Origin of the sequence: Nocardia sp. NPDC059236, from assembly GCF_042754085.1 — a bacterium.
Lineage (GTDB): Bacteria > Actinomycetota > Actinomycetes > Mycobacteriales > Mycobacteriaceae > Nocardia.
On the sequence record NZ_JBHZAF010000008.1, the window covers coordinates 267,750 to 283,714 of the forward strand.

Sequence of the window (15,965 nt, forward strand, 5' to 3'; positions counted from 1 at the left end):
TCACGTCCAATGCATCACAGGAGCTGCCGGTGACCACCGAGTCCGTACCCACCCCCGTCGTCGACGCAATGCGCGCCCAGGGTGCGTGGAATCCGTTGTGGGACAAGCTCTCTGAATGGGACCCGGTGTGGACTGAGCAGTTCATGTCCATGGGTACGCTGCCGATTCGCCGTGGCGTGCTGTCCCCGCAGTTCGTGGAGTTGCTGGCCATCGCGGTCGACGCCGCGTGCACGCATATGTACTCGCCCGGAGTGCGCCGCCACATCCGCGCCGCATTGGAGCTGGGTGTGTCTCGCGAGGAGATCCTCGCCGTTCTCGAGCTGACCACCGTGCTGGGCATTCACGCCTGCAACATCGGGGTCCCCGTGCTCGCCGAAGAACTCGACGCCTTCGAGCGTCGCCGCGCGGAGCAGCGGTAGTTCCGCACCGCGCAATCCACAACGATCAGGAAGGACGATCATGCACTACCTCGATGATTCGCTGCTACCGGAGAACCAGGAGAAACTGGTCATCCAGGTGGCCCCGTACGCTCCGGGGTTCCTGCCCGGAGATTCCGACGACATTCCGGTCACAATGGACGAGCAGATCCAGAAGGCGGTGGACTGCTACAACGCGGGGGCGCAGGTGCTGCATGTGCACGTGCGCGAGCTCGACGGGCACGGATCCAAGCGGTTGGAGATGTTCAACGAGATGCTGGGCCGGCTCCGGGAAGCAGTGCCGGAGATGATCCTGCAGGTCGGTGGGTCGATCTCGTTCGCGCCGCCGGAGGGCGGCGACAAGGCGAAGTGGCTGGAATACGACACCCGGCACATGCTGGCCGAGCTCGACCCGAAGCCGGATCAGGTCACCATCGTCGTCAACACCAACCAGATGAACCTCACCGAGCTGCTGACCGATGACGACATCGCGGGCACGTCGGTACAGCAGAACCCCGTGCTGTACAAGGCATACCGCGACATGGTGATGGAAGCCGGTCCGGAGTTCTACCTCGAGCATCTGCGCCGGCTGACCGCGGCCGGCATCCAGCCGCATTTCATGCTCGGCAGTCTGACTCAGCTGGAGACGGTGGAGCGGTTGATCCGTCGCGGCCACTACACCGGCCCGCTGGTGCTGAACTACATGGCGATCGGCGGCGGTTCGGCGGGCCTGCACCCGGCGGACCTGATCGAGTTCATTCGCCGGACGCCCGACGGTGCGGTGCTGACGATCGAAACCGTCATGCGCAATGTCACCCCGATGTGCACGATCGCGATCGCGTTGGGCCAGCACGTGCGGGTCGGTATCGAGGACAACCTGTGGGGCCGCAAGGGCGAGCGGCGCACCTCGGTCCAGCAGGTCGAGCAGATGGTCCGCATCGCCGACGAACTGGGCCGCGACGTTGCCTCCTGCAAGGAGGCACGTGAGATCTACCTGCTCGACGAGCAGTACGCCGGCACCGACGAGGCGCTGGCCAAGATCGGTTACCCGCCCAACCGCAAGCCGGGCCAGGTCGGATTCCTTCACCACGCCTGACCTTCACCGGTGACAGCGCGCCGCCACAACCGTGCGGCGCGCTGCCCCGGCCCTTCATTCTTCTCTTTCTCATCGTCCGGCATCGGTCCCTGCGGGCCCGGTATGCCAGTTCCACCAGGCTCGAGGATGCGCCATGGACATTCCCACCACTCCCGCCGCCCCTTCGGCGATCACACCCGCGACCCCGAGCGCACGTTCCCGGATCTTTCCGTGGATAGTGTTCGGATTGACCTTCGGGTTGATGTTGTCGGACTACATGTCCCGCCAGGTCTTGGCCGCGGTGTTTCCGCTGCTGAAATCCGACTGGGGGCTGTCGGATTCACAGCTGGGGTCGCTGACCAGCGTCGTCGCGTTGATGGTGGGCGTGTTGGCGTTTCCGCTGTCGCTGGCGGCGGACCGATGGGGCCGTGTGCGCAGCTTGCTGGTCATGGCGACCGTCTGGAGCGTCGCCACCCTGCTGTGCGCGCTGGCCACCGGCTACGGCCAGATGCTCGGCGCACGGTTTCTGGTCGGGGTCGGTGAAGCCGCATACGGCAGCGTCGGGGTCGCAGTGATGCTGTCCGTGTTCGCACCTCGGTTGCGGGCCTCGCTCAGCGGAGCGTTCCTTGCCGGCGGTTCTTTCGGGTCGGTCCTGGGAGTCGCACTCGGCGGCATCGTCGCCGCACATATCGGCTGGCGATGGACTTTCGTGGTCATGGCCGTGGTGGGTCTGCTGCTGGTTGCCGCGTTCCGGATGCTGATCACCGAATCCGCCCTGAGCCGTCATCAGGTCGCGGAGACGCCGGCGCCGGATTCGTCTCCGGCCCCGCACAACACCTCGCGAGCGCCGTTGGCGAGCCTGTTCGCGTCGGTATCGCTGTGGTGCGCCTACCTCGGTGGCGGCCTGCAGCTGTTCGTCGGGGGTGTGCTGCTGGCCTGGCTGCCCAGCTTCTTCAACCGTTCCTATTCGATGCCCCCGGGCCGCGCCGGCCTTGTGGCCTCGGCATATGTGCTGCTCGGCGGAATCGGAATGATCGTGTGCGGCATCATCACCGACCGGATCGGGCGCACCGATCCGGTGCGTCAGTGGAGCAGCGCACTGGTCTACTGCACGATCTCACTGATCCTGCTGACCATCGCGTTCGGTCTCGGCACCGGCCCCGCCCAACTGATCGTGCTCGCGCTGGGGACACTGACCGCCTCCGGCTCGACCGGTGCCACCACCTCGATGGTGGCCAGCCTCACCCATCACAGCTTGCGTGCCACCGCGTTCGCGACGGTCGCATTGGCCAACAACGTTTTCGGACTCGCCCTCGGCCCGCTCGTAGTCGGCTTCCTGGCCGACCGCTACGGGCTGGCCAACGCCTTGCGACTGGTCCCGTTGGTCTACCTCGGCGCCATCATCGCCCTGGCCCTGGGCCGCCGCGCCTACCCTGCCGGACTACGCCGCCTGGCCGCACTCGATACCCGGCCGACTGCCGCGTGAACTCGGCGGCGCTGCCCGCCGCATTCCCTCCTTCACCAACCCCCGCGAGGTGCCTCCATGCTCAATTTGTCTGTGCTGCTGGAAGATACAGCCCGCCTCCCGATGGGCAGGCTCGGCACACCCGAGGAATACGCCTCCCTGGCGGTCTACCTCGCCGGTGACAACCACTACCTCACCGGCCAGATCATCAGCCCCAACGGCGGAGCCGTCATCTAACCCCGCGGCCGGGAACACCCGGCCACGTCATCCTGGAGCACCGACCGTGAATCTCGCGACCGAACCGAACGTCCTGATCGTCCCCGGCCTCGGCGATCACCCCGACGACCACTGGCAGATCCAGCTCGCAGCAACACGTCCCAACGCCCGACTCCTGTCCCGGCCGAACGGCGCCCAGCGCCTGGACTGCCGCGCCTGGGTCACGGCGTTGGACCGGGCCCTGTCGGACATCACCGGCGAGGTTGTGCTGGTCGCCCACAGCGCAGGCGTGCTGGCCCTCGTCCACTGGGCCCAGCGCGCCACCCGCGACGTCCGTGCCGCGGTCCTGGTCACACCACCGGATTTCGAAGCACCGCTCCCGGACGGCTACCCGAGCACCACCGTGCTCGGCCAGCACGGCTGGACTCCGATCCCGCGACGGCGGCTGCCATTCCCCTCTGTCCTGGCCGCGAGCACCAACGACCCCTTGGCCAGCCGCCGGCGTGTGGCCGGCCTGGCCGAAGCCTGGGGCAGCCGCCTGATCGACGCCGGCCCGGTCGGACACCTCGACCCCGCCGCAGGCTACGGACCCTGGCCACAAGCCGGGCAACTGATCGACGACGCGACCCCAAACACGGTGCGCACCACCCCAGATCCGCACCAATCCCGTAGATGAGAACAAGGAACACCCGATGAGGAAAACCACCACCGCCGCGCTGCTCACCGCGACAGCCATTGCACTCACCACCGCGACGGCCGGCGCCGACCCCGCTCCCGCCGACCCAACGCCGAACGCCGTGCACTACGAAGTCGCTCGACGCGGCGACACCGCCCTACTCACGACCAGCGACGGCAAGCTGAAGGTCGACGGCGACCAGCTCGTCGTCACTGACCACACCGATCAACCGGTCGCCGCCATCCCGCTCACCTACCAGATCGACAACACGGCCTACCCGATCAACGCCCGGATCGACGGCGGCACCGCAACCCTCACACCATCGAGAACCGACGGCCGCCCGGCCGAGGCCGTCTCCCGCGACCAGGTCATCACCACCGACCAAGCCGCCAAACAGATCGCCGAATCCCTCAACCCCCGCGACGCGCAAGCCCTGGGCACCTTCGCCCAGCGGCTCTCGATCGGCGCCGCCGTCAGCGCTGTCCTGGGCGCCGTGCTGGGCGCCGGCGTCGGCTGCCTGACCGGCGCCGCAGTCGGGGCCGCGATCTCGAGCCCGGTCATCTTCCTGCTCGCACCTTTCGTCGGCGCCGCCGTCGCCGGCTGCGTCCTCGGCGCCGCCACCCTCGGCGCGGTCGGCTCCATGACCGGGCTCGTCGTCGCCGGCGGACCCATCACCCTGTTCGCCGCCATCCAGTACTTCTCCACCATCCTCGCACCCTGCCCACCCGAGCTCGCCTACTGCAAAGACCCCGCGCAACCCGCCGCGCCCGCGAAGTAGCAGTCCGCGCCACAACCGCGCACCCGGGGATCACGTCCGTCCCGGGCGCGCGGCCATGGCCAATCCGCCATCCGATCGCAGCGACCACATGAGCCAAGGATATGGTTCCCGCCGAAATCACCTCTCCACCAAGTGTTTCCGCAGTCCGGAGTGAACCACACCGACGGACTCCGCGCCTGGAACCACCGACCGGATTACGAGCTGGGTGGTTTGCCAGCCACACCCGAGCGGCAGTTACCTTCGGGAAACCGGTGGCTCGCCTGTCGCTGACCTGACCGACGATCCACCCCGAATCCACGAATTGCGCCCGCTCCGACACGGAATTCGCCTAGGGCGGCGCGTGTATCGCTGCTGGTAGAGACCCTGCTGAGCCCCCGTCCGGTGTCCGGGCGGGGGCTCAGTCGTTTCGCCGGAACCTAGCGCTGGCCGTTTCGGTCCGCGCGTTGCATCCGGGTCATATTGGGCCTCGCCCGTGGCCGTAATCTTCTACATGCAGGCGTGATCACCAACCGTATGGATCCATCCAATGGGCTGCGTCGATCAGACGGAGGATGACCTATGTCCGCTGATGATATGTCGATGCCAGATCCGATGGACGCTGCCGCGGCCGATGCTGGTCCTTGGGATGCCGCAGCCTTGTCACTGTTGCGGACGTGGGACCCGGCATGGGCTGACGCGTGCAACAAGATGGCGACCAATCCGTGGCGTAGTGGGGTCCTGAGCTCGAAGTTCGTCGAATTGGTCAGTGTCGGCTTGGCCGTGGCGTGTACCAATCTTGATGCGCGGGCGACGCGGCGGCATACGCGTGCCGCGCTTGCGGCCGGCGCGACGCGTTCGGAAATACTGTTCGTGATCAAGTGCGCGACCATGGTTGCGCTCCACTCGTGCAGTGTCGCTGCGCCGATCCTGCTCGACGAGGTACCAGCCAGCGGGAGCGAACCCGTGTCCAGAACCGGCGGCCTGCCGACTCCGTCGTGTGATGCGATGCGCGCTGCCGGACAGTGGAATGAGGCGTGGAATCCCTTCTTCGACCTTGACCCGGTATGGACCGAGGAGTTCATGGCGACCGGTGTCGGCATCTATCGAAGCGAGGTCATGTCCGCCAAAGAGATCGAGCTTCTCAGCATCGCCCTGGATGCGTCGTTCACCCATCTGTACTCACCTGGGATCCGTCGCCATATCAAGGCTGCGCTGGGCGCTGGCGCGACGACTCAGGAGATCATGGAAGTACTGAAACTCTGTGTCGCCCAGGGAGTGCAGGCATGCAACCTTGGTGCCGCGATCCTCGCCGATGAGCTGTCTCGAGTCGAGTCGCATGAGTGAAATCGGGCCATAGGATGGGACATAGCAGTACAGCGATCATCACCCGCGAATTTGACGTATCTCGACCGAGAGTTTCGGAGGCGAGAACATGTACTTCACCGATCGATCACTGCTTCCAGAGAACCAGGCACCGCTGATCATCACCGCGGCCCCCTACGGGCCGTTGTGGATGCCGTCGGACTATCCCGACGACATCCCGGTGACCTGGGACGAGCAGGTACAGAAGGCCGTCGACTGCTTCGAGGCCGGCGCCCGCCTGCTGCACATCCACGTTCGTGACCCGAAAACCGGCAAGATTTCCAAGAACTTCGCCGAGTACAGCGCCCAGATAGGCCGGCTGCGTGAGGCCGTGCCCGACATGGTGTTGCAAGTCGGCGGCTCCATCTCGTTTGCCCCGGAGGGCGATGCCGTCGCCAAATGGCGAAGCTATGACACCAGGCACATGCTGACCGAGTTGGATCCCAAGCCCGACCAGGTCACCGTGGCCATCGGCTCCACGCAATACGACATCACCTCGATGCTGACCGTCGACGATATCGAGGGCACCCACATGGCTGATCCGCACATCATGTGGCAGTACTCGCAAATGGTCGCCGACGCTACGCCGGAGTTCTACATCGAAAACCTCCGACGCCTACGCGAGAACGGCATTCAGCCCTACTTCGCGCTAGCGCACGTGCATAGCCTCGAGATCGTCGAACGACTGATCCGGCAAGGCTTGTACATGGGTCCGGTCAATGGGTTCTACAGCATGGTCGGCGGCGGCTCGACCGGCTCGAACCCCTTCGACCTGATGGAACTCATCCGCCGCGCTCCGCAGGGATCGTGCTTCACCTACCAGTCGATGTTCCGGCTGGTGTATCCGATCTCGGCGGTGTGCATCGCGCTCGGTCAGCACGTCCGTGCCGGAATCGAGGAGAACCTGTGGGGTCCGGTCAAGGGCCAGAGGTTTACCACCGTGGAGATGATCCGCAAGATGGTGCGCTTCGCCGAGGAGCTCGGCCGGCCTATCGCGACGCCTGAGCAGACACGGCAGATCCTCAAGCTCGGCACCTGGTACAACACCGCCGAGGAGACACTGTTCAACCTCGGGCTACCCCCCAACCGCGACGAAGGCCAGCGCGGCTTCCTCACCTACGAGGGCTTCCACACCTTCGAGGAAGAAGGCAGAGTGCACGCCGCAGCCGCCGCCGGTCCCACCGACCCACGCGACATCCTCTAGCTGTCGTGTCTCAGGACGTTGGCTCCACTGTCACGATCTCGAAGGCCGGCTGCTCGGGGCCGATCACCGGCAAGGCCGGAAAAGTGATACCGGCGGCGCTGGTCGCGGCCCCAACGACGCTAGAGGTTATTCGGCTTCGGAACTTGACATGGCCTTGTCTGGGCTGCCATGCGGGCGTTGGTGAGTCGGCTGAAGATGTTGTGCAGCAGGGTGTTTCGCTGCCCGATCGGGGCGCGCAGGGTCTTGTGTGAGTGGCTTGCGCGGCACGCCTGGTGGAGGTCAAGTGGGTCGAGTTCCGAAGCGGATTAGCCTCTGCGAAGAAGTAGAGCGGCGCGTGTATAGCTGCTGGTAGAGGCGTCGTAACTGTCCTTGCCGCCGAGCTGACGGCGGGCAGACCGGTCGGGGTTTGGTGCGACGGTGTTTGGACTTGCGGGATCTGAAAGCTCCAAGATAGTATGTGCGCATACTAAATCGGTTTGATCGAGGGAGACTGCAAGTCATGTGGAAGTTCGCGCACACCGAGTCCACCACCGCGACCCCGGCGCAGCTGTGGAGGCACTACGCCGACCCGACCGAGTGGTCGAAGTGGGATCACGAAGTGGAATGGGTGACGGTCGACGGCCCGTTCGCCGAGGGCACCACGGGCTCGCTCAAGCCGGCCGGTGGGCCCAAGACAAGGTTCGCGATGACTGAGGTCACCCCGAATGTGTCGTTCACCGATGTGAGCCGGCTTCCCTTGGCGACAATGACTTTCGAGCACCGTATCGAGGCCGCCGCCGAGGGCACGCGGTTTACCCATGAAGTCTCGATTGCGGGGCCGCTGTCACCTCTGTTCGCTCGTGTCATCGGTCGCCGCGCGGCGGCCGAGCTGCCCAAGGCGATGCGCAAGCTGGCCGAGCTCGCCGAGGCGGCCTGACTGCGGGTCCCGGGTTGCGCTATCACCGGTTGCCGTTGTTGTCGACCAGCTTGCGGACGGTGGTTCGGGTGAGTGCGATCTTGGACGCGTGGCCGGCGGCGCTGTGCGGTTCCGCGCCGTGATCACCTACTGAGACCAGCGCTCGAGCCGCGCGCTACGCGGCCACTACGTGCATTTGCTGATGGTTTCGCTGTTGCGGTTCTGTCCGTGAATGGCTGGCGTCGGCGGCGTGTCGAGTCCGCGCTGGCAGCGGCTGCCAGCGCGGTATCAGCACTGCCGGGAAGTGTGAATGACCATGACAAAACGAGAGCGACAATGCGAGCCGCCGGGGTGATCCCGGTGGCCACACCCAGGCCCTGGACTTCGTCTGCACCGGCACGGCGACACCGATGATCTAGACCTACCCATTGGCGAAGGCCGCCGACGCCTACGAATTTGCGGCCAGTGGCGTCATGCGGTTCCGCGCCCTCATCACCTACTGGAACCGGCCGGCACGGACGCCAATTATGTCGGACCCCTATTCACTGTTACGGACGCACCCGAGCCTGCAAAGGAAAGCTCATGGAGACGGACCCACCAACGACGCCGATCCTGTTTCTCAGTGGCGCAGGGCTTCCGGCCTGGATCTGGGACGAAGTGCGGGCCTCCTTGCCCGTCGAGTCGGTCGTAGCGGCTTACCCGAAACGGGTCGACGCGACCCTGCGCGACTACGTCGACACCGCTCTGGCGCAGGCACCGAATGGCCTGTTCACGATCGTGGCTCACTCGATCGGCGGTGTCGTGGCCAGTGAGATCGCAGCTACCGCGCCGGAGCGCATCGACCGATTGCTCGGCATCGCAGCGTCCTTTCCCGCCGCCGGAACCTCATTCCTCGCGGCATTGCCTGCGCCGCAGCGCGTTTTCACAGGGCTCATCATGCGGGTTGCCGGAACACGTCCGCCGGAGAAGGCGATCCGCACAGTGTTGTGCGCTGGCCTCGAAGAGGACGACATCGCGCACGTCGTAGCAGAGTTCGAGCCGGAATCGCAGCACCTCTACCGGGATAGGGTGTCACCACGAACGTTTCCGACGCGCACCGGATATGTCGCGACAACCGCCGACCGACAGCTCCCCGAAATGCTGCAACGCAAGAATGCAGCCGAACTCGGCATCGGCTTTCACCGTGAGATTCCCACAGGGCACTTGCCGATGCTGCAGGACCCCGCTTCCCTGACGACGGTAGTCGAGGAGTTCATCGCCCTCCCGTGAGACCATTCCCGTCCTCGAGCGACTTGCCAACATCGACGGGCCCTCAATTCGGCATGTGCGGATACTGGCCAGCCTCGGATCGGCAACGGCCCGTTGATCTTCCGCCGCGCCGCGCTGGCCGGTTCGGTCAGCGCGGCATGCGGTATGAGGGTGCGTTCGGTCAGCCTCGAATCACGACGGCCGACTGATCTTCGACTGCCTGCAAAGCTCGAGCCGAACAGCGCGGGAACGCACGAGCGGAGGTCGAGAATCGATCGATTCTCGACCTCCGCTCGTACCTGTAACCAGGGATGCTCAGTCGATCTGGAGGTTCAGCGTGTACGAGGCGTCGTGCTCGGGCGAGGTAATGGTCAGGTAATAGGTGCCCGTGGCCGGGAGGTAGAGCTGGGTTCCGGTGGTGTCGATGGCCAGCTGCTGGCCGTCGGGTGAGGTGAGCGTGTAGACGGCGGTTCCTGAGGCGGAGGTGTAGTGCGAGGTGATGTCGGTGCTCAGCTGCTGACCGGCGCGGGCGTCGAAGTGCCAGGTGTCGGAGTATCCGCGGTTGATGTAGCCGTCCACGGCGCCGTGGTCGGTGTCGAGCGCGAACTTGATCTCGGCATTGACCCCGCTGGCATTGGCGGCACCCGCGCCTGCCAAGGGGATGAAGAGCGCCGCCGCGATCGCAATCATGGCGACGGCCGCTTTACGGGTGGCCGTGGCAAAGGCAGTCATGAGGTTCCCCCCAATTCGATGTATCGGACAGCGCTACGCCACGTCGGCGTGCGCTCGTTCGGCCGGATGTTCTTCCATCCGGCACTATCGTGTCTTTCGCGTCCGAGGCGAAAACCGTTGCGCCCCTATTCTCATGGGCACGCAGGCCACCGATCTCCAAACCTCACCCGCACTGGTGCACAAGACTTCTCGCGCCAGCCCCTTCGAACCGCCCGGGTCGCGGCATGGGCGTGTGTTGGGAAGCTATTCGCTGGCGGTTGGGTCGGCTTGTGCGTCGTTGACGGTGTTGGCGTAATCGATCTCGGCCATATGATCCTCGGCCCAGGTGCGCAAAGCCGCCAGGGGGATCTCCAGGGACAAGCCAAGTTCGGTGAGCCGGTAGTGCACGCGTGGTGGCACTGTCGGCTCCACTCGACGGGTGACCAGACCGTCGCGGACCAGGTTGTGCAGGGTCACCGACAGCATCTTCTGGGATACACCGGGCATTCGCCGCCGCAGCTCGGCGAAGCGCACCTCACCCGGGGCGGCCTGCGCGAGGACCTTGACCACCATCGACGTCCATTTGGTGCCGATGCGGTCCAGCAATTGCCGTGTCGGGCATTGGGAATCGAACAGATCACCACGAACCGGCGTCTTCGCGTGCGCTGATCGAGTAGTCACCTGGACCTCACCACCTGTAGCCGAAGTGCCTTCTTGGCAGCGTAACTAAGGTTACCTACCGTTCCCTGGTAACCAATGGTAACCGCAAGGAGGTCCCATGACCCACACACCACCGCTGCAAACCGCCCCTATCGAGCTGCGCCGGATCGAGACCAACGGCATCCGCGCCAACGTCGCCATCGCCGGCGCCGGCCCCGCAGTCGTTCTGCTGCACGGCTTTCCCCACACCTGGCGACTCTGGAGCGAGATCATCGGCCCGCTGTCCGAGCACTACCGGATCATCGCCCCGGACCTTCGTGGGTTCGGCGCCACCAGCCGTGCGCCGGACGGCTACGACGCCGGTACGCTGGCCGCCGATACGGCCGGGATCCTCGATGCCCTCGGCGAACCCACCGCGGCCGTGGTCGCGATCGATGTCGGCACCCCGGTCGCGGTCCTGCTCGCCCTGCGCCACCCCGACCGGGTGCGACGGCTGGTGGTCATGGAAGCCTTGCTGGGCGCCCTCCCCGGCGCCGAGGACTTCCTCATCGCGGGTCCGCCGTGGTGGTTCGGCTTCCACACCGTCCCCGGTCTCGCCGAAACGGTCCTGCCCGGCCACGAGGCACAGTATGTCGAATGGTTTCTCACCACCGGCACCCGAGGCCGGGGCGTGCGGGCAGATATCCACGACGCATTCATCGATGCCTACACCGGTGAAGACGCCCTACGTTGCGCCTTCTCCTACTACCGGGCACTACCGACCAGCGCACGACAGATCGATCACGCCGTGGCAGCCGACCGACTCACGACACCCACCCTGGCGATCGGTGCCCACCCGGTCGGCGACGCACTCGAGCGGCAACTACGCCCTATCGCCGATACCCTTGCGGGACACGTCATTCCGGATTGTGGCCACATCATCCCGCTGGACCGTCCGCAAGAACTGCTCAACCTCATAACCCCCTTCCTCGCCGCCGACCAACCTGCCTGACCACACATCCGCAAAGCCCCCCATGAAGCCATCCCCGGGTACAACACACCATCCGGCATTCGGTAGTAGCGGACGTTCCGCCGGCGTCGGATCGGCACGGCCAGTTGATCTTCCGATGTCCCGCGCTGGCCGGTTCGGTCAGCGCGGTATGCGGCTACTTAAGCCTGGTGTCATTAGGGCCAGGATTCGATCATGAGAGTGTGTTCCCCAATCGTCTGTGCTTCGCTCCTCCTGGTCCGGCCGACCGGGGATGAAGCGTCCGAGTCCAGGCTGTCGCGTTTATCCAATACTGCGACTCGGCCAGCCTGGTTGCCTTGTGCCGTGTGCTCGGCGACCGCCTGCAAGTACTCGATTCTTACTGGCCGAGCTCTCCGACCGGCCGAACCTCGACACAGGAGACCCCTTGCCACCAAACCTGGCCTTGAAGGCAATGAACATCGCGCACCGCGGCCTGCTCCGGGCGAGCGGCGGGAAGTTGGGCAACTCCTTCAGCGGCATGCCGTCGCTGGAACTGACCACGGTCGGACGGAAGTCGGGACGATCGCACACGGTGATGCTTACCGCCCCGCTGGTCGATGGCGACACGATCGTCGTAGTGGCGTCCCGCGGTGGCGGTCCGGTCCACCCGGCGTGGTATCTGAATCTGCGAGACCGGCCCGAGGTCGACGTGTCGTTCCGCAGCGGCCCCCGTCGACGCATGACCGCCCGGATGGCGACTGTGGAGGAACGGGCCGAGCTATGGCCGAAAGTGATCGCGAGATATGACGGCTACGCCGCCTATCAGCAGCGCACCACTCGCGAAATTCCGCTGGTCCTGCTGACCCCACGGGACTGAACAGATTCAACGCAGACCGACCACGGGCCCTCACACACGAACCCGACGCGGCGGGCGCCCCCTGGCATTGGCAGAACAACCACACCTCGGCATGAGCGAGTACTCCCGGCGCGCGCCGTGGACCGGTCGGTCTGGTCAGTGGCGCCGGAGCGGAGACCAAAAACGGTCGGCCCGTTGGTCTTCGGGGCCGACCGCCTGGCCGAGTCGAACCGCGCGCCACGCGGCAATTGAGTGCGTTAGCCAGAAGGTCCCACAACCCTGATCGGACCAATTAGCGCTTCGTCCGTTGCCGGTCGGCACCCGTGCGGCGAGCGCGGTTCGATAGCACCAAGCCGCCGAGCGGCAGGCTGAAATGATTGCTCAAGCGCTGCGGTTTCGTGCGCCCAGGTGTCCCAATCATGGTAGGCGGCACCAACTTTGGCGCCGAATCTGTCGATCAGGGAATCGACTTAGGCTGCGGCGTGGGGCACCAAGGGTCTCGTTTCAGCGCGCGTTGAGGCGTGCGAGCTTGTCGGGATTGCCGATGGCGCGGATCGCGACCACGTGGTTGTCATGGGACTCCAACGCGATCACGGCCATGACGGGGCCCGCGAGTGACACGACCACCCCTGGCTCGCCGTTCACCGATGCGACCCGGAAGTCGGCGCCCGCTCCGAACAGTGTTCTGGCGAGCGTGACGCCGACCAGCTCGGCGCCGACCAATGGTCCGACGGGGGCGCCGGCGACTCGCCCGCCGGAGTCGAATTCGCCGACCACGTCGTGAGCCAGTACCTCCATCAGTGCCGCCAGGTCGCCGGTGGTGCAGGCGTGTGCAAATCTCTCGGCGACCGCGCGCGCCTGTGCTGGTGAGACCTCGAACCGCGGCTCAGGGTTGTCGCGCAGCGCGGCTCGCGCACGACTGGCCAGTTTCCGGGCCGCGGCCGGTGAGCGGCCGACCACCCCAGCGATCTCCTCGAAGCTCACTCCGAAGACATCGTGGAGCACGAACGCGACGCGTTCGGCGGGGCTGAGGGCGTGCAGCGCCGCCAAAAGCGCCAGGCGCACGCTGTCATCGAGGGTGACCTGATCTGCGGGATCGAGATCGGTGCCAGCCTGCTCGACGAGCGGCTCAGGCAGCCACGGCCCGACGTAGCGGGCCCGGGTGCGGTCGGCGCGCAGCCGGTCGAGGCAGACTCGGCCCGCAACGGTGACCAGCCAGCCCTCGATGTCGTCGATGCCCTCGCAGCCGTGGCGGGTGAGCTTGGCGAAGGTCTCTTGCACGGCGTCTTCGGCGTCGACGAGGGTACCGAGCATGCGATAGGAGACGTCGAGCACCCGCCGCCGGTGCACGTGCCAAGCCTGCTCGATGATGTCGCTCATACATACCTCCGACGAATGAGCCTGGTGAAATGTGACCGTCACATACGACCGCGCCGGCACGTCCTTAGAGATATGACCCTTACTACCAAACCCGTTCGGCCTGACTGGCTCACCACGCAGGATTGGCCGCATCCGCTGTACGCGTTCGACTTCGACGGGCGCCGCATCGTCTACACCGATACTGGCGGTGACCGTCCGGTCCTGCTCATGGTCCACGCCGGACTCTGGTCGCTGCTGTGGGCCGATCTGATCAGTCACCTCGAGGACCGGTACCGGTGCGTGACCCTCGATCTGCCTGGAACAGGACTCTCCGATCCCGGCGTGGCGACGGTGGCATCGGCCGCGCACACGATCACAGCATTCATCGACCATCTCGACCTCAACGCCGTGACACTGGTCGTACACGACCTCGGGGGCCTGGCCACACTCGCTGCTGTACACGATCGAATCGACCGCGTGGCCGCACTGGTGGCCATGAACACCTTCGGCTGGCGGCCCCGGGGCATGCTGTGGCTCGCACTGCGATTCTTCGGCTCGGAGCTGATGCGGGAGGTCGACGCATGGCCTGGGTTGGTCGCCTGGGCGAGTGCGACAAGGTTCGGTGTCGGCAGACGATGGAACCGCACCCGTAAGACTGCGTGGCGACGTGGTCTGCGCGACCGCGACCGCCGCCGGTTCTTGCACCGAATGTTTCGCGACGCGACCCGCGACCGCGCCACCGCCACATGCGCAGAAAGCACGGTCACCGCGCTGGCTGGCCGGCCGATGATGACGGTATTCGGGCGACTCGGCGACTACTTCTTCTTCGTTCGGCGTTGGCGGCGACTGTTCCCGCGCCTGACCAGGGTCACCGTGCCCTGGGGGCTGCACTTTCCGATGGCCGACAACCCGCAGCTCGTGGCCGATGCCATCGACCGCTGGCACCGCAGCCACGTGGCCTGTGCTCAACCGTGAATCCAGATCCCACTGCCACGTCCGGTCGGCTACCGACCCTCTGATTTCGCTGCACCTTCGACATTCGCTACTCGGCATGAGCCAACGTCGACGACTGCGCCCGCAGGGGACGCACTGAGATTGGGACGCCCCACCGGACCGACGGACCTGCTAGGTCGAATGTTCGCGCAACGCGGGCTTGTGGGCCTAACGCTGCACAACGCGAACACTCTGACGGCGGTTGGGCCGCAGATCCGGGTCCACCCGGTCGGCACCCGCACGGCGAGCGCGGTTCGATAGCGGCGAGCCGCCGAGCGGCAGGCCACGATCGTGCGACGGTGGACCACCCGCGCAGCGGCAATTGAGTGTGCGCTGGTTTCGACTGTCTGTCAGCTGCCGGTGGTAGAGATGGCCTCCGAAGTGGTATCGAGTCTGGAATTGGTGATCGCGGTATGAATCGGAGCAGTTTGGTCGCGATCGCAGAGCAACTGGCCTCGAACGAGCCGATGCTCGCTACGGGAGTGCGAGCTGCGGTCAACGAAAACCAGGCATGGACGCGCCTTATCGATGGCCTGGAAGAGGCCAGGCTCATGGGCTACATCGATGAGACCGACCCGGAGATGGCGCGAGATGTGTTGGAGCCCTTGAAGTTCTGCCCTGCCTCGATGTCCTGGGATTGGTGGGAAGAGCACCGCGAGGACGAGGACCAGGACGAGGACATCGAGCGATTCTTGGGCCTGGCAGGAGAACACAGCCAGGACCACCACGGCGTGCTCCTAGTCGAGCTCCCGTTGGGGGCGGACGGATATCTGCTTGGGTTCTTTCCCCCGGCAACAGTGGAGGACTTGATTGCGGCCGGTGATCTCTTCTTGGTGCGCAGAGGATGGCAGGGCACCGACTGACCGGCCGACCCGAACGCTTCATCCGCGCGCTGAAATCGGCTAGTTAGACACTTGCTGTCAGGATCGGATCCCGGCCAGGATTTGATCCAGGTGCCCGGTGGGATGCTCCCAATATTCGGCTGCCCACCGTCTGTTTTGGTGTGGCTCTCTACTGGCTTGCCTCCCAACGGGTGCCGTGCAGGGAGTGGCTGAAGAGGGGCCTGCCCCATTGCTCGAACTAGCGGTGCCCTCCCGCACGGACACCACTGTCGTTGCCGGAC

General features: G+C 65.5%; 17 protein-coding genes. 14 read left to right on the plus strand and 3 right to left on the minus strand.

Translation table 11 applies throughout. The features are described 5' to 3' along the window. The first annotated feature begins 68 nt into the window (after positions 1-68). The 10 genes from ACFXIV_RS22760 (at position 69) to ACFXIV_RS22805 (ending at position 9,335) form a co-directional block, all read left to right on the plus strand. Positions 69-419 (plus strand): carboxymuconolactone decarboxylase family protein, encoded by a 351-nt coding sequence (locus ACFXIV_RS22760; protein WP_379396459.1) that lies wholly within the window; start codon positions 69-71, stop codon positions 417-419. A gap of 40 nt (positions 420-459) precedes the next feature. After that, positions 460-1,512: a 3-keto-5-aminohexanoate cleavage protein gene (locus tag ACFXIV_RS22765; RefSeq protein ID WP_379396003.1), complete on the plus strand. Its 1,053-nt coding sequence runs from the start codon at positions 460-462 to the stop codon at positions 1,510-1,512. 133 nt (positions 1,513-1,645) lie between these two features. Continuing rightward, positions 1,646-2,977 carry an MFS transporter gene (locus ACFXIV_RS22770; RefSeq protein ID WP_379396001.1) on the plus strand — a complete coding sequence of 444 codons (1,332 nt, stop codon included), beginning with the start codon at positions 1,646-1,648 and terminating at the stop codon, positions 2,975-2,977. 57 nt (positions 2,978-3,034) lie between these two features. Next, on the plus strand, positions 3,035-3,193 hold the full coding sequence (locus ACFXIV_RS22775; RefSeq protein WP_379396000.1) for an SDR family oxidoreductase: 159 nt from the start codon (positions 3,035-3,037) through the stop codon (positions 3,191-3,193). Positions 3,194-3,239: 46 nt separating this feature from the next. Then, entirely contained in the window at positions 3,240-3,848 is a 609-nt protein-coding gene (locus tag ACFXIV_RS22780) for an RBBP9/YdeN family alpha/beta hydrolase (RefSeq protein WP_379395998.1), read from the plus strand. A gap of 16 nt (positions 3,849-3,864) precedes the next feature. Then, positions 3,865-4,626: a hypothetical protein gene (locus ACFXIV_RS22785; protein ID WP_379395996.1), complete on the plus strand. Its 762-nt coding sequence runs from the start codon at positions 3,865-3,867 to the stop codon at positions 4,624-4,626. A 558-nt stretch (positions 4,627-5,184) separates the two neighbouring features. Continuing rightward, positions 5,185-5,949, plus strand: a complete 765-nt coding sequence (locus ACFXIV_RS22790) for a carboxymuconolactone decarboxylase family protein (protein WP_379395994.1) — start codon at positions 5,185-5,187, stop codon at positions 5,947-5,949. An 88-nt stretch (positions 5,950-6,037) separates the two neighbouring features. Next, positions 6,038-7,171 carry a 3-keto-5-aminohexanoate cleavage protein gene (locus ACFXIV_RS22795; RefSeq protein WP_379395992.1) on the plus strand — a complete coding sequence of 378 codons (1,134 nt, stop codon included), beginning with the start codon at positions 6,038-6,040 and terminating at the stop codon, positions 7,169-7,171. 499 nt (positions 7,172-7,670) lie between these two features. Beyond that, positions 7,671-8,087: an SRPBCC family protein gene (locus ACFXIV_RS22800; RefSeq protein WP_379395990.1), complete on the plus strand. Its 417-nt coding sequence runs from the start codon at positions 7,671-7,673 to the stop codon at positions 8,085-8,087. Positions 8,088-8,648: 561 nt separating this feature from the next. Then, a complete protein-coding gene (locus ACFXIV_RS22805; RefSeq protein ID WP_379395988.1) occupies positions 8,649-9,335 on the plus strand; it encodes an alpha/beta fold hydrolase in 687 nt (228 codons plus the stop codon). 294 nt (positions 9,336-9,629) lie between these two features. Here ACFXIV_RS22805 and ACFXIV_RS22810 read toward each other — a convergent pair whose 3' ends face one another. Together ACFXIV_RS22810 and ACFXIV_RS22815 are read right to left on the minus strand one after the other, a co-directional pair. After that, positions 9,630-10,046 carry a hypothetical protein gene (locus ACFXIV_RS22810; RefSeq protein ID WP_379395987.1) on the minus strand — a complete coding sequence of 139 codons (417 nt, stop codon included), beginning with the start codon at positions 10,044-10,046 and terminating at the stop codon, positions 9,630-9,632. Positions 10,047-10,289: 243 nt separating this feature from the next. After that, a complete protein-coding gene (locus tag ACFXIV_RS22815; RefSeq protein ID WP_379395985.1) occupies positions 10,290-10,706 on the minus strand; it encodes a winged helix-turn-helix transcriptional regulator in 417 nt (138 codons plus the stop codon). A 97-nt stretch (positions 10,707-10,803) separates the two neighbouring features. On the opposite strand from ACFXIV_RS22815, the gene ACFXIV_RS22820 reads away from it, so the two are divergent. Further along, entirely contained in the window at positions 10,804-11,676 is an 873-nt protein-coding gene (locus ACFXIV_RS22820; RefSeq protein ID WP_379395983.1) for an alpha/beta fold hydrolase, read from the plus strand. Positions 11,677-12,079: 403 nt separating this feature from the next. After that, positions 12,080-12,511 (plus strand): nitroreductase/quinone reductase family protein, encoded by a 432-nt coding sequence (locus ACFXIV_RS22825; RefSeq protein WP_379395981.1) that lies wholly within the window; start codon positions 12,080-12,082, stop codon positions 12,509-12,511. A 483-nt stretch (positions 12,512-12,994) separates the two neighbouring features. Here the strand turns inward: ACFXIV_RS22825 and sigJ are convergent, their stop codons facing one another. Continuing rightward, complete coding sequence (gene sigJ / locus ACFXIV_RS22830; RefSeq protein ID WP_379395979.1) at positions 12,995-13,870, minus strand: RNA polymerase sigma factor SigJ; 876 nt, start codon at positions 13,868-13,870, stop codon at positions 12,995-12,997. A gap of 72 nt (positions 13,871-13,942) precedes the next feature. Here sigJ and ACFXIV_RS22835 point away from each other — a divergent pair, with 72 nt between their 5' ends. Then, positions 13,943-14,824, plus strand: a complete 882-nt coding sequence (locus ACFXIV_RS22835) for an alpha/beta fold hydrolase (RefSeq protein WP_379395977.1) — start codon at positions 13,943-13,945, stop codon at positions 14,822-14,824. 446 nt (positions 14,825-15,270) lie between these two features. Beyond that, a complete protein-coding gene (locus tag ACFXIV_RS22840) occupies positions 15,271-15,705 on the plus strand; it encodes a hypothetical protein (protein ID WP_379395976.1) in 435 nt (144 codons plus the stop codon). The last annotated feature ends 260 nt before the right edge of the window (positions 15,706-15,965 follow it).